Raw genomic sequence first — 13,389 nt, forward strand, 5'->3', positions numbered from 1 at the left:
GGGGTGTTGGGGCCTCGCCTGGCGGGCCGGTTCGGCGGCGGGTCGCCTCCCGGCCATGGCGTATCCGATTGCATGCCGTCCTTCCCTCAGGCGCCCCCGGGTTAGGGCAAACGCCAACGGACGACGCCGTCGAACGTCGCACTCTACGCCTCGCCACCTGGACGCCGCTGTCGCGTTATCCGACCCGGACCGTTGTCCCGCGCCGGTGCGGAAGGTACTCACGCCAAGGGAGGGGCCATGGACCCAGAGATCGAGAGGCTGCGGCGGCGCGAGCGCGAACTCGAGGACCGCGTCGCGAGGCTTGAAGCCCAACTGGGTGACGGCCTGCGCCGGCCGGACCGTGGGCAGCGAACCTCGGCGGCATCGACCGACCTGCTATTCACGGCGGCGGAGAAGACTCGCATGCCGCAGATCATCACCGACCCCAACCAGCCAGACAATCCCATCGTCTTCGCCAACCGGGCCTTCCAGAACCTGTGCGGCTACGACGCTGCCGAGGTGATCGGGCGAAACTGCCGTTTCCTCCAGGGCCCGGACACGGACCCCGCCGACGTGGCAAAGGTCCGTGACGCCATCGTGGCCCGGCGCGACGTCGTGGTCGAGATCTTGAACTACCACCGCGACGGCACACCCTTCCGCAACGAGCTCTACGTGAGCCCCGTCTTCGACGCTGAGGGACAACTCCGCTACTTCTTCGCCAGCCAGCTCGACGTCACCCGATTCCGGACCACGGAGGGCGTACTCGCCGAGAGCGAAGCCCGGTACCGGGCGTTGTTCGACGCCGTCGACAGCGGCTTCTGCGTCATCGAGATGCGCTTCGACGCGGACGACCGCGCGGTCGATTACCGCTTCGTCGAGGTAAACCCCGCCTTCGCGGCGCAGACGGGCCTGCACGATGCGGCTGGACGCTGGGCGAGCGAGCTCGTGCCCCGGCTCGAACGCTCCTGGTTCGACACCTACGGCGCGGTCGCGCGGACCGGCCAGCCGGTGAGGTTCGAGAGCGGGTCCATTGCGATGGGACGCTGGTACGACGTGCACGTCCTGAGGGTGGGCGACCCCGAGCAGCACCGGGTCGCCATCCTGTTCAACGACATCACCGACCGGCGCCGCTTTGAAAACCACTTGGAGGCCACCGCCCAGGAGCAGGCCAACGAGCGCGACATGGTCTGGCGAGCCAGCCGCGACCTCTTCGTGGTCTGCGGACGCGACGGCTTCTTCCGCAAGGCGAACGCCGCCTGGACCGAGATGCTGGGGTGGGAGGAGACCGACGTCGTCGGCGCCCGCTTCGACGCCTTCGTCCATCCCGACGACCGGGCGGAGGCGGCTGCGGCCTTCGAGCGGGTCACGGGCGGGCTGGCGCTGCACGACGTCGACGTGCGCGTCCGCGCCAGAGACGGCGGTCATCGCTGGATCTCCTGGAACGCCATTCCCCGGGGGGACCACTTCTACGCCGCCGGTCGAAACGTCACGGAACGGCGGGCGCTCGAGGAGCAGCTGCGCCAATCGCAGAAGCTCGAGGCCGTGGGGCAACTGACCGGGGGCGTGGCCCATGACTTCAACAACCTGCTCACGGTCATCAAGTCCTCGACCGACCTGCTGAAGCGGCCCGGCCTCGCCGAGGAGCGCCGGCTCCGCTACGTCGGCGCGATCTCCGACACGGTCGACCGGGCCGCCAAGCTCACCGGTCAGCTCCTCGCCTTTGCCCGCCGACAGGCCCTGCGGCCGGAGACCTTCGCGGCCGACCGCGCCGTGGCGGCGCTCGCCGACATGGTCGGCACGCTCACCGGATCACGCATCCGGGTCGAGCTCGGCATGCCCGACGGGGAACAGGACGACCTTCACGTCAACGCGGACCCGAGCCAGTTCGACACGGCGTTGGTAAACCTCGTGGTGAATGCCAGGGACGCGATGGACGGCGAGGGCCGCCTGCGCATCGGGCTCCGCCGTGCATCCCGCATCCCCTCTGTCCGGGCGCATCCGCCGCGGCGCGGCGACTTCGTCGCGGTCACGATCTCGGACACCGGTGCGGGCATCGCCCGCGAGAACCTGGAGCGCATCTTCGAGCCGTTCTTCACCACCAAGACCGTGGGCCAGGGCACGGGACTGGGGCTGAGCCAGGTGTTCGGGTTCGCCAAGCAATCCGGCGGCGAAATCACCGTCGAGAGCGCGCTCGGCGAAGGCACGACCTTCACCCTCTATCTCCCGCGGGTCGGCCCGTCACGCGCCGCTGGGCCGGTGGAGGAGCCGGAGGCGCTGGCCGAAGGGCACGGGACCCGGGTCCTCGTCGTCGAGGACAACCTCGATGTCGGCGCCTTCGCCGAGCAGGCCTTGCGCGAGCTCGGCTACGTCACCGTCTGGGCCAAGGATGCGCATCAGGCGCTCGCCGAGATCGAGCGCGACTCCTCGCAGTTCGAGGTGGTGTTTTCGGACGTGGTGATGCCCGGCATGAACGGCGTCGAGCTCGCGGGCGAGATACGCCGGCGCCGGCCGGACATCCCGGTCGTGCTGACCTCCGGCTACAGCGACGTGCTCGCCGCCGAGGGCACGCACGGCTTCGACCTGCTGCGCAAGCCCTACTCGGTCGCCGATCTGTCGCGCATCCTCCGCCGTGCCGTCCAGGACGCCTGCGTCGGGCTCAGGGGCGGAGCCTGACACCGTGCGGGCTGCCGCGGACACCGGTCTCGACTCGATCAGCTTGACCGTGCGAGGGGCCACTGTGGGCGACGGACTGCTCGGAGTGGACAGTCGAAATGAGCTGCAGCTTGTTGCCGGACGCTATTCATCACTGATGCGCTTAGTGCGATCGGGCATGGCAACCGCCAGCAAGGTGCGCGAGAGCTGTTCGACCGAGTAGGGCTTCTGCAGAAGTTCGAACCCGCCGGTGCCGGTCTGGGCCAGAACGTGGCTGTAGCCGGAGGTCAGGATGACGGGCAAACCGGGATGACGACGCCGGATCTCACGGGCGAGATCAACGCCGTTCATGCCGGGCATCATCACGTCCGTGAACACCACGTCGAACCGACCCGCGTCGTCGGCCAGCTCCGCCAGAGCTTCCCCGGCATCGGCCGCCCAGACCGTGGCAAAGCCAAGTTCGGCCAGAGCCTGCGTGGCGAACGTGCCCACCTCCACGTTGTCCTCGACCACAAGCACGCAGGTGCCATGGCCATCCACCACGGGCGTCGGCTCGCCCCGTTCCGGGGCCTGGATCGCGCCACCCACGCGGGGAAGATAGAGTGTGAAGGTCGTACCTTGCCCGACCACGCTCTCCACCACGACCTCGCCCTGTGACTGCTTGGCGAAGCCGAACACCTGGCTGAGCCCAAGGCCGGTGCCCTGCCCGACCGCCTTGGTGGTGAAGAACGGCTCGAAGATCCGTCCCAGCGTCTCCGGTGTCATGCCGACGCCGGTATCGCTGATCGACACCGCCACGAACGGTCCATCCACCGCAGGGTGGGCGCGCACGGGTGGCATCCGTTCGACGGCCCGCACGCGAACGGTGAGTTGCCCCTCGCCCTCCATCGCGTCGCGCGCATTCACGGCCATGTTCACCAGCGCCGTGTCGAACTGGTTCGGGTCAGCGTTCACGAAGCAGTCGTTCTCCGGCAGCTCGGTCACGACCCTGATGCGCGAGCCGGTGAGCGTGCCTAGCATTTCGGAGAGTACCCGCACGCTGTCGCAGGCTGCGAACACCTTGGGTTGGAGTGTCTGCCGCCGTGCGAAGGCGAGGAGCTGGCCGGTCAGCTTCGCGGCGCGATCCACCGTGTCGGAGATCGCCTCGATGTAGCGGCCGCGCCGTGCCTCTGCGAGATCCGGGCGCTTCAGGAGGTCGGTGGAGGACTTGATGACCGTAAGCAGGTTGTTGAAGTCGTGCGCCACGCCGCCGGTGAGCTGGCCGATAACCTCCAGCTTCTGCGACTGGCGCAACACGTCCTGCGCATCCTGAAGCTCAGCTTCCGCCCTGAGCCGCGCGCTGATGTCGTGAGCTTGGTGGAAGGCGCCGAAGACCTTGCCCGCCGCATCGCGCAGGGGCGTGTAGGTGATCTCCCAGCATGGCTGGCCGAACTCGGCCCGGCCGAAGACCGCTTCGACCTTGTACGCTTCACCGGCCAGCGCCCGGGCCATGTTGGCGCGCATCACGGCGGCTTGCTCGGGGATGAACAGGTCGGGGAAGATGTCGCCGACCTTCGTGGTGAAGCCGTTGACGCGGAAAAACTCGTCGTTGTGGGCCTTGTTGAAGGCGATCAGCCGATACTCCGTGTCGAAGACGCAGATCGGCGCGGTGTCGGACTGGACGATGTTCTCGTACAGGTCGCGCTCGGCGGTACGCGAGGCGAGGCTCTGGTTGGCATCGAGGTGGAAGCCGATCAGGTCGGCAAACATCTTGAACATGCCGACGATGGCGGGCGTGTTCAGCTTGGCGGGTTTGGGGTCGATGGCGCAGAGCGTGCCGAAGAACGTGCCGTCGGGCAGCACGATGGGCATGGAGATGTAGCTCTGGAATCCGTAGCGGGCGGGCGTGTGGTGGCCGCAGAAGGCCGGGTCCTCGGCCACGTGGTCGATCACGACCGCGGTTCCGCTCTGCCGGATCTCGTGGCAGATGGTCGTCTCGAGGCTCAACTCACCGCCAGGCTCGAGGCCGAAGGCGATGTCATCCTTGACCGCGCAGGCGACCCAGCGGTCATCGGTGACGCGCGCGATGGCAGCGAACCCCATTCCGGTGGTTTGGCACACCACGTCGAGGATCGTGGGCACGGCCGCGATGCTCTCGACCGCGACGACGTCGGTGAGGAAGCCTTGAAGGAGCGTCGAGGCAGGTCGAGGGTCGGCCATCGATCAGCGACCCGGACGATGGTCTGCACGGGCCGCTTCGTGGGCTGCCGGGCGCCCATCCGTGGTCGGAGCATGGTCACCCTCGATGAGAAGGCGCAGTCCGGCTCGCGCCACCTCGTTCGCGTTCGAGTGGTCACCCGATGCGACCTGAGCGTTGATGAAGGTGGTCAACTCGGTCGCCAGGGAGACGTTGCGGGTCGGCGTGTTCGGCATGCCAACGGTCTGTCACGCTCGGGTGAGACCGTCAAAGGTTGCCAACCGGACACCCCGGACCCGGAAGGAGGAATGCGGCGGGATGGCCGCGAAGCGGGCACCCCAAAAGCCCGAACGGTCGGGAGTAGACCCTCTTACAGTCAAGCGAGTTGGGTTTTGACCTTGGGCGGCCTTCCTGTGCCGCATCGCGTCCGAGACCTTGTCGCGCCGGCAGGGATTCTCGAAGCCCTTCTCCGGGAGATCGCCGGGGCATGGAAGCGTTGGCGTGTCGCCGAGTCCGGGCAGCCCGCCTCACGAAGAGGTGGGCGCACCTCCCTTCCTGGCGCGCCGGTGACCGTCTAGAGATGGTGCAGGCGGGTCGCTCGCCGAACGGGGTATCTCGCGAGACGAGGCATGATGCGACACGCCAAGCTTGGCACGGATGCTGGACGGACCGGTTCACTGCGGATGGCGGACCTTTTCCGTCTTTACGACTGGGCGTCGACGCCTTTGGGGAAGCGGGAGACCTGGCCCGCGGTTTTGCGTACCACGGTCGACCTGATGCTCGCGTCGCTGCACCCGATGTGCGTCATGTGGGGACCTGAGCGCATCTTCCTCTACAACGACGGCTATGCCGAGATTCTGGGAGCGCGCCACCCCAGCGCCCTGGGCCTCCGGACCGAGGACGTATGGCCGGAACTGTGGGACGACCTCGTTCCCCTGATCGACCGAACCTTCCGAGGGGAAAGCTGCGCGTTCCGCGACCAGCCCCTCACGATGATGCGCAACGGCTTCGAGGAGCAGGTCTGGTACGACTTCGCCTATTCGCCTGTTGGCGACGAGCGAGGCGAAGTCGTCGGCCTGCTCAACGTGACATCCGACTGCACGGCCCGGGTCGTCGCGCAGCGGGAGCGCGACGCGGCCATTGAACGGTTGCGCGCGAGCGAGAAGCGGTTGGCGGCGCTGGTCGAGGCGAGTTCGGACAGCCTGTACTCGATGAGCCCGGATTGGCAGGAGATGCGCACCTTGCAGGGTCGCGGCTTCATCACCGACGCCGACGCGCCGAGCGTGCGCTGGATGGACGAATACCTGCTCCCGGAGGACCGGACCGAGGTCAGCGACAGGATCGCGACGGCGGTCGCGCGGACCGAGCCCTTCGAAATGGAGCACCGGGTGCGCCTCGCCGACGGGAGCACGGGCTGGATCTTCTCACGCGCGGTCCCCGTGAGAGACGGCGAGGGCCGCGTCACGGAATGGTTCGGCATGGCCGCCGACGCGACCGCGAGGCATCGCGCCTTGGAGCAGTTGCGCGAGAGCGAATCCTTCATGCGCGGGGTGCTCGCCGCCTCCAGCGACTGTATCAAGGTGCTCGACCTCGACGCCAGGCTCACCTTCATGAGCGAGGGAGGCAAGCGCGTCATGGATGTCTCTGATTTCAACGCCGTCGCCGGGTGTCCCTGGCCGAGCTTCTGGGAAGGCGAGGGCCACCTCGCCGCCAAGGAAGCCGTTGCCGCGGCCAGGGCGGGCGTTGCGTCCGGATTCCAGGGCTACGCCGACACGATGAAGGGCAACCGCCGGTATTGGGACGTGCAGGTCTCCCCGATCCTGGGAGCGGACGGGAAGCCCGAGCGCATCCTGTCGATCTCGCGCGACATCACCGACCTGAAGGTGGCGGAGTAGGCACGCGCAGTGCTGGCCCAGGAACTGGCCCATCGCATGAAGAACTCGCTCGCCATGGTGCAGGCCATCGTCACCCAGACGCTGCGCCAGGCGAAGTCGATGGAAGAGGCCCGTGCGGCGGTAGGGCAGCGCCTGTCCGCCCTCGGTCGGGCGCAGGACATCCTCACCCGATCGAACTTCACCGAGGCCGACATCCATGACGTCGTCGCGGCCGCCATCGACCCGTACCGAGTCGTCGGGGACCGCATCTCCTGGTCCGGCCCGCCCCTGATCCTCACCGCGCAGCGGGCGCTCGGCCTCTCGCTCGCGGTCCACGAGTTGGCGACCAACGCGGTCAAGTACGGCGCCCTGTCGAACGAGGCCGGCCGCGTCGCGATGTCGTGGCGGTGTGAGGATGGCGCGTTCGCCTTCGATTGGGTCGAGACCGACGGGCCTCCCGTCGTCCCGCCCGGGAGCCGGGGCTTCGGCTCCAAGTTGATCGAACGGATCGTGGCAGCCTATTTCGAGGGGGAGGGCCACCTGGATTTCGACCCGGCGGGCATCAGGTTCAGGCTGACGGGCGTGCCCGGCAGCATCGCGGTCGAGGCATGATGGTTCGGGTTGCATAATGGGACAGTCCTTCAATCCGGTCGCCGTCCTCGTCGTCGAGGACGACGCCCTGCTTCGGGCCGAGGCCGTCGACCTCTGCATCGAGGCGGGCTTCACGACCTATGAGGCACGGAACGCCGACCAGGCCATCCGACTCCTCGAACGCCATTCCGAGATCCGCGTCCTGTTCACCGACATCGAGATGGAGGGCTCGATGGACGGCTTGAAGCTGGCCCACGCCGTGCGGGAGCGCTGGCCCCCGGTCGCCATCATGGTCACGTCGGGGCGGCGCAAGATGACCAAGGAGGATTTGCCCGACAATGGCTTGTTCTTCGCCAAGCCATACCCGCCGGACGATATCGTCAAGGCCCTCAACGGCATCGCCGCCCAGGTCGTGGGCTAGCCCCGGCCCGGGGCGAACCGATGCCCCGACGAAATCGACGAAGGCGGCGTCCGGGGCCACCGCTCAGGACGCCTCTGACCTGCTCAGGGAGTGGAAACGAACCGGGACCTGCGATGCTAGGCGCGCCGGTAGGAGAGACGACATCCTCCCCTCCTCTGCCCGGCCGGACGGTGATGCACCGACTTTCGGACCTCTGATCAAGGTCGTATGATCGGTCGCACAGTTCCTGATCTCCACCGAGACCGACGGCAGTTAATCGGACGGCGAGTCATCAGCGCTGAAAGTGCGGATGAACCCCGTTTGGATACCGTTTGACGCCCTTGTTCAGCCGGCGGTGCGGCGATCTGATGCCCCCGAATAGGTGCAGGCGGTACCCTTGCACGTGCGCTTGGCCTCGTAGAGAGCCGTATCTGCGTTACGAAGGAGTTCTGTTCGGCTCCGCGCTTCCCCGCCAGACCAGGCGACCCCGATCGTCCCCGTGACGCTCGCAATTTGCCCAGGCCCATCCGCCACGATGCGGAGGCTGTGAAGCAGCCTTTGCACCAGGGCCTCAATGGCTCCTCGACCCACCGTCGGCGGGACCAGAACGGCGAACTCGTCGCCTCCAAGCCGTGCCGGAACACACGAACTCAGGTACTCGGCACGGAGCTGGTCCGCCACGCGGCGCAGCACTTCGTCGCCTGCGGCGTGCCCCAAAGCGTCGTTCACGTCCTTGAAGCCGTCGAGATCGATCAACAGCACCGCAAATTCCGTATTCCTGGCGTCGGCTTCCCGCAGGCGGCTGTCCAAAACCCGGTTGAACTCCGCCCGGTTTGATAGCTGAGTAAGATCGTCGGTGCGAGCGGTCTGTCGTAGCTTTTGCTCCATATGATACTGCTCGGTGATATCCTGAAGCAGGCCCATCAGCGCGACAGGCCTTCCCTTCGTCACCTCGATCTCCGCGAGGCAGCGAACTCGTCGGCGGTTGCCCTTTGCCGTCATCAAGTCAGCATCCAGCTCGAAGGGCAGACCCGTGTTGAGCGTGCGCATCACCGCGGCAAGAAACGCGCTTCTATCCGGCTCCGGAAAGAAGCTCATAATCTCGTCATTCGGCACACCGCCGCTCACGGGCAGCTCATGGATCGCGAAGATGCCGTCTGACCAGGTCGCGGCGCGGAGTCCGAGATCGTAGCGCCAGGAGCCCATCACGGCCATGCGCTCCGCCTGTTTGAACTGCCGCCGCTCGCGCTCGAGGTGCTCGACGGTCAGGCGTCTATCCTCGGCCGCTTCGGCCGCATGTAACGCGGCCATTCTCGCCTCAAGAAGCGCTTCGGCCATGCAGGCCAGTTCCGAGAGAACCTCCACATCAGAGGCGCAGGGTTCACGAGGCTTATCGTCCAGCACGCAGAGGGTGCCGACGACGACCGCATCACCACCGGTCTGCATGACCCGGACGGGCACCCCGGCATAGTAGCAGATGTTAGGGGCGCCAATGACAAACGGACTCGACGCGAAGCGTGGATCGAGTCGAGCATCGGCCACGGTCAAAGGTGCTTCGGTCTCGAAGACAACCGGGCAAAATGCTCCGGCACGAGGCGTCTCGGACGCCAAGGGACCGCATCGCGCCTTGAACCATTGCCGTTCAGGGTCGATGAGCGTGATCGAGGACATGCGGGTGCCGAGCATGCGCTGAGCGAGCTTCGCCAGAGCGTCGAACTCGCGTTCCGGGGCCGTGTCGAGCAGCGCGATCTCAGCGAGCGCCTTCTGGCGCACCGCTTCTCGTTGGCTGTCTGACATGTTCCCTCGCCACGTTCCTCCGCCATAGCTACCTTGGCACTGATGAATGTCCCGTTCCTAACGTTTTGACCAGGAGCCGCCACCGGAGTGATCGAGTCGGCTCGGCCGAGTTGAGGCAAGTCGGTAGCGTCCCTGTACATGTCACCCATGGCTTTGCGCCGAAACAGAGTGAGCCAGTGGCAGCTCTGATGCTTATCGCGATTGCGCAACATGTGACAGCGCTGGCAGCGCGCCGCCAGGTTGGTATCCTGAATATTGGCCGTGTCGTGGTTGCGGCGGGCTACCGTCGGCACCATCAATGCGACGAAACGCGGGCGAGCAAGTCCTCATCACGCGGCCGCTGCCGGAACCGGTGATCCTCGCGATCGAGACAAGTCGAGTTTGCAGCGTATTACCACCAATCATTGCCGAGGCGGGAAACTCTCTGCAGGTGCGGGTGGTCACATATCACGCACCGGACCTGCGTCCTGCGGGAAAATCTAGCTTGTCCAGAATTGAACACGACTTAGGCAGAACGCCGACCGCGCGGCGGACCGGAAGCGTTTTCCCCGTCACGGAGACCCGGCCCGCCGGTGACGCCAGCCGAGCGGCCATGAGGGGGCAGGCTGGTGTGACTGCTGGGTCAATGTTCGGCTGCCAATCCGGTTCCGGCAGCACAACGACTGCCAGAGATTTAGAATCTTGGCGGGCTCCGTTCTGAGGGAGCTGCGATTGCCCATCGCACCACGCAACACCTGCTCGATAGATTTGCTCCAGCTTGATGACAGACGTGTCGAGCTCACCCGTATTGTGTTCGAAGGGGGGGTCAACAGCGAGATTTGCGACCATTGCACGTGTAGTGTCGGAAAATAATATATCGACATTCATAAGTAAAAATTTGATCATAAATGACATTAATTCAATTCTTTGCCCTCTGTTTGATGGCGAATATCGGTGATCGAGGGTGCGGCATAAGGGTATGATTGTAGGAAAACGGAATTTTCAATTTGACTGTGGGTCTGCAGTGGCGCAGCAGTGTCTGCCGCCTCCGGAACGAGCGCATGCAACGCGAATGGAAAACGTGGCCGCAGATCGCGATCATGGTGCTACAACAGATCAAGAATTTTCCTTGCGGCCACAATCTGCTTTGGATTGAATTCAAAGATATTGATGATGATAACAGCATGGCTAGTTTTGTAATGGATACAGAAGAAACATCCGATGTAGAAGACGTAATGCTTGCTGATTATGTAGTTATGATATTAAAAAAACTAAGAACAAAATACAAAATATCGTCTGCTAGCATTCATTAGATAGAAAACAAATATGTGAGAGAGAAAATTTCCCTGAACGCGGCGCGAAGATGTAAGATCGCCAGGCAATTCTAACGAAGCGCTTACACTTCATCATTAATGTTCGCGGCAATGAGGTCACGAGCTCGATCGTAGACAAAGCGGATTATCCTTGAGGGTCACCGATCTCTCTTGAGCAAGTTTTCTTGAGCCAAGCGTTCTGGATAAGTTCGCATGCGCGCCTGGGCTATGGTCGGAGCGGCGCAGTTTGACAGTACTGGCTCAGCGGGAGGATGGAGTGCCGATCTGCTTTCTCATCCAGCCCCCTCGCCGCCCGCCTCAATCGCGCCACTACTGCTGGAAGGGCGCAAGGTGATGTGGAAGACACGCGTCTGATTGACGAAGTCCGAGATGCTTTCGCTGCATGTCATAGAACTGTCCAACAAGATGCCAAAGGGACTCAATTTTCTGATCTATTTACAAATATTCTGTGCCACCTCACTTGAATAATCCGCAATGCAGGCGCAGGATACCGCCATCGCCAGCCGTTTTAACCTGTAGGCGCTGGTGGCCGAGAGAGACGTGCGCTCCCGCCTGCATCGCGAGGAGCGCTGTCATGGCAATGTCATCTCACAAGCGTCTCACAGCTTCAGAATACGATGCCTGGCTAATTGAATCATCGCATGAAATCATAGCAAAATCTCGTAAGTTGCTAGAGCAAACCAGACCACTTATTGCCATTTATAATTTTGGACCTTTTAAGCCTTGTGTTTGTAAATCTGAGACAACGAAACTAAAATAGATTAATCGTAAATTTTTTTTAAATTTGCTTTAGCATAAGAAATATGAAAGAGCACTTAGGTGGAAAATGCCAGTATTGATGACACAAGCGCTTACTTTTAGTGCGTTACATTGTAGAGCGCGACCCGCTCCAGAGCCTCTTGGAAATCAACATACATTCCTTCTTGAGGAACATGCAGACCCTTCTCCCATCGTTCGACAGTGAACCACTCACCAGTCAACTCGCCAGGATCTTCTGCCTTCCAGGATCGTACTCGGCCGAGCCGCTTCCCATCGCGATAAACCTGCCTCACGCTTGAATGTTTGTCGGAGCCGGGCTTCCATTCTTCGTCGTATGTGATGGACATCGTTTTTCGTCTCCCACGCTGAACGCTACGCCCACTGTCACTCACGGCAGGTGGGTTCGCTTAACGCAACGCGCTTAGTGAGCTAAAACGACCATAGTCGGGCAGAAATTTTCACGCATCGGTCTTGTGGGAGGCGGGGCAGCGGCTGCGATCCACCTGGCTTGCTTTATGTTAATGCACCTCGATTTCTTTCGAGATAAGGGCACATCATCGCCAAAACCTGTTTTGCCCCTTGGCGGCTGTGAGACATGCGCGCTCCCGGGTTACACGAGCGGAGCATGCGATGCCGCGTTTCTTTTTCGACATCCAAGACGGCCAACTGATCCCCGACGACGTGGGAACCGAGTTTCCTAACGCTCATGCTGCCCGCGATGCCGCGATCCGTATTCTGCCAGATATCGCGCGTGAGGAAATGAGTCTGGGTAAAAGCCGGCAGGTTGCGGTGCTGATGCGCGACGAAACAGGGCAGGCATTATTCGCAGCCTCTCTCATTCTTAGCGCGGAATGGTTGATTGACACAGCCTGAGATTTTAACGTAGAGCAGCGTTACCTAACACGAGATGGCCAAATCTGCTGCTTCGAGTCCTTGCTGAATTATTGTCTGCATCGCGAATTTATTCAATAGGAAAAATCTATAGCATTTTTGTTAAAATACTTAATCGATCATGATGAGTTGGCGACTTGCGACGCCTTAGGAGCTGTATGCCATTTCCTTGCGAACGCAGCGGAGTTCGTTCGCATCGTCGCCGCCCTTGAGCGATCTCATGCCCATTGGCACGGCGGCGAGCGGAGTCCGCTCGAACGCGCTTTGCGCGTCGATAGCGTCCCGGGCTCGCTGGAGAAGCGCGATCGTCGACGTCCATATTGCTCAGCTTCGATGACCAGCAGCCGTGGGGTAAGAAAAATTCTCATGGCCTACAACTTCATTGGCCGCACGGTGATTTTTTGAGTATTTTCGTATTTGAGTTGCTATCCGCTCACTGCACACCATATACGTACTGGTGTCGTGGCGATGGGCCAGGACTGCACCGGAGGGCGCCATGCCCACCGACTTTCCTTCTCGCCGGCAGCGTTCCCCAGATTACGGTCGATCGACCCTGCGTGCCGTCATCGTCAACCTGCGGCTCCGTTTGCTCGGCTGGCGCATCGAACAGGCGCTTGAGGAACGCGATCACATCAGGCTCCTGCTCCACCTGAATGCCTGGGCCGAACTGCATCGTCGCACGTCAGAAGGATCAGGTCCGGGAGCACTGCCGAGTGCGAACCGAATAACCACAGTCGAATCCAAGGACGTGTTTTGCGATCGCGCCCGCGACATCTTGTCGAGGATTGCACGCGAGGAGCGGCGTCTCGACAGGATCGTCGGCCGGCTGAAACTGGCACGCATGCAGGGAAACCGTCGCGGTTATGATCGCTCTCATGCTGTCGGCCAAATATCATATGATCGCACGGTGCGCCTTTGGCAGCAGATCTCACTATCGTTTCATTCCAGGAGATAGTC

General features: G+C 62.9%; 11 protein-coding genes. 7 read left to right on the forward strand and 4 right to left on the reverse strand.

The genetic code is table 11. The features are described from left to right. Positions 1 to 237 precede the first annotated feature (237 nt). Positions 238 to 2,652, forward strand: a complete 2,415-nt coding sequence (locus tag EU555_RS11130) for a hybrid sensor histidine kinase/response regulator (protein WP_135414714.1) — start codon at positions 238 to 240, stop codon at positions 2,650 to 2,652. Positions 2,653 to 2,775: 123 nt separating this feature from the next. On the opposite strand, the gene EU555_RS11135 is transcribed toward EU555_RS11130, so the two are convergent. Both EU555_RS11135 and EU555_RS11140 read right to left on the reverse strand, forming a co-directional pair. After that, on the reverse strand, positions 2,776 to 4,830 hold the full coding sequence (locus EU555_RS11135) for an ATP-binding protein (protein WP_135414715.1): 2,055 nt from the start codon (positions 4,828 to 4,830) through the stop codon (positions 2,776 to 2,778). A 3-nt stretch (positions 4,831 to 4,833) separates the two neighbouring features. After that, complete coding sequence (locus EU555_RS11140; RefSeq protein ID WP_135414716.1) at positions 4,834 to 5,043, reverse strand: ribbon-helix-helix domain-containing protein; 210 nt, start codon at positions 5,041 to 5,043, stop codon at positions 4,834 to 4,836. A gap of 393 nt (positions 5,044 to 5,436) precedes the next feature. Here EU555_RS11140 and EU555_RS11145 point away from each other — a divergent pair, with 393 nt between their 5' ends. The 3 genes from EU555_RS11145 to EU555_RS11155 are packed head-to-tail and all read left to right on the forward strand — an operon-like array spanning position 5,437 to position 7,693. Next, the gene (locus tag EU555_RS11145; RefSeq protein WP_135414717.1) at positions 5,437 to 6,702 is read left to right on the forward strand and encodes a PAS domain-containing protein; all 1,266 of its coding nucleotides are present in this window, start codon (positions 5,437 to 5,439) and stop codon (positions 6,700 to 6,702) included. Between the two features lie 9 nt (positions 6,703 to 6,711). Continuing rightward, entirely contained in the window at positions 6,712 to 7,293 is a 582-nt protein-coding gene (locus EU555_RS11150) for a sensor histidine kinase (RefSeq protein WP_281041280.1), read from the forward strand. A gap of 16 nt (positions 7,294 to 7,309) precedes the next feature. After that, entirely contained in the window at positions 7,310 to 7,693 is a 384-nt protein-coding gene (locus EU555_RS11155; protein ID WP_135414719.1) for a response regulator, read from the forward strand. Between the two features lie 324 nt (positions 7,694 to 8,017). Here EU555_RS11155 and EU555_RS11160 read toward each other — a convergent pair whose 3' ends face one another. Further along, positions 8,018 to 9,469: a sensor domain-containing diguanylate cyclase gene (locus EU555_RS11160; RefSeq protein ID WP_135414720.1), complete on the reverse strand. Its 1,452-nt coding sequence runs from the start codon at positions 9,467 to 9,469 to the stop codon at positions 8,018 to 8,020. A gap of 1,040 nt (positions 9,470 to 10,509) precedes the next feature. On the opposite strand from EU555_RS11160, the gene EU555_RS11165 reads away from it, so the two are divergent. Then, positions 10,510 to 10,761, forward strand: a complete 252-nt coding sequence (locus EU555_RS11165) for a hypothetical protein (RefSeq protein ID WP_135414721.1) — start codon at positions 10,510 to 10,512, stop codon at positions 10,759 to 10,761. An 878-nt stretch (positions 10,762 to 11,639) separates the two neighbouring features. On the opposite strand, the gene EU555_RS11170 is transcribed toward EU555_RS11165, so the two are convergent. Beyond that, positions 11,640 to 11,888, reverse strand: coding sequence for a hypothetical protein (locus EU555_RS11170; RefSeq protein WP_135414722.1), 249 nt, complete (start codon positions 11,886 to 11,888; stop codon positions 11,640 to 11,642). Between the two features lie 283 nt (positions 11,889 to 12,171). On the opposite strand from EU555_RS11170, the gene EU555_RS11175 reads away from it, so the two are divergent. Then, positions 12,172 to 12,414: a DUF6894 family protein gene (locus tag EU555_RS11175; protein WP_135414723.1), complete on the forward strand. Its 243-nt coding sequence runs from the start codon at positions 12,172 to 12,174 to the stop codon at positions 12,412 to 12,414. A gap of 514 nt (positions 12,415 to 12,928) precedes the next feature. Next, the gene (locus EU555_RS11180) at positions 12,929 to 13,387 is read left to right on the forward strand and encodes a hypothetical protein (protein ID WP_135414724.1); all 459 of its coding nucleotides are present in this window, start codon (positions 12,929 to 12,931) and stop codon (positions 13,385 to 13,387) included. Positions 13,388 to 13,389 lie beyond the last annotated feature (2 nt).

Origin of the sequence: Methylobacterium nonmethylotrophicum (assembly GCF_004745635.1) — a bacterium.
GTDB classification, from domain to species: domain Bacteria; phylum Pseudomonadota; class Alphaproteobacteria; order Rhizobiales; family Beijerinckiaceae; genus Methylobacterium; species Methylobacterium nonmethylotrophicum.

Bases quoted from the DNA above. Each gene is read 5' to 3' on its own strand.
- EU555_RS11140 (WP_135414716.1), bottom strand. From the start codon at position 5,043: ATGCCGAACACGCCGACCCGCAACGTCTCCCTGGCGACCGAGTTGACC.
- EU555_RS11165 (WP_135414721.1), top strand. From the start codon at position 10,510: ATGCAACGCGAATGGAAAACGTGGCCGCAGATCGCGATCATGGTGCTA.
- EU555_RS11160 (WP_135414720.1), bottom strand. From the start codon at position 9,469: ATGTCAGACAGCCAACGAGAAGCGGTGCGCCAGAAGGCGCTCGCTGAG.
- EU555_RS11130 (WP_135414714.1), top strand. From the start codon at position 238: ATGGACCCAGAGATCGAGAGGCTGCGGCGGCGCGAGCGCGAACTCGAG.
- EU555_RS11135 (WP_135414715.1), bottom strand. From the start codon at position 4,830: ATGGCCGACCCTCGACCTGCCTCGACGCTCCTTCAAGGCTTCCTCACC.
- EU555_RS11175 (WP_135414723.1), top strand. From the start codon at position 12,172: ATGCCGCGTTTCTTTTTCGACATCCAAGACGGCCAACTGATCCCCGAC.
- EU555_RS11180 (WP_135414724.1), top strand. From the start codon at position 12,929: ATGCCCACCGACTTTCCTTCTCGCCGGCAGCGTTCCCCAGATTACGGT.
- EU555_RS11170 (WP_135414722.1), bottom strand. From the start codon at position 11,888: ATGTCCATCACATACGACGAAGAATGGAAGCCCGGCTCCGACAAACAT.
- EU555_RS11155 (WP_135414719.1), top strand. From the start codon at position 7,310: ATGGGACAGTCCTTCAATCCGGTCGCCGTCCTCGTCGTCGAGGACGAC.
- EU555_RS11145 (WP_135414717.1), top strand. From the start codon at position 5,437: ATGATGCGACACGCCAAGCTTGGCACGGATGCTGGACGGACCGGTTCA.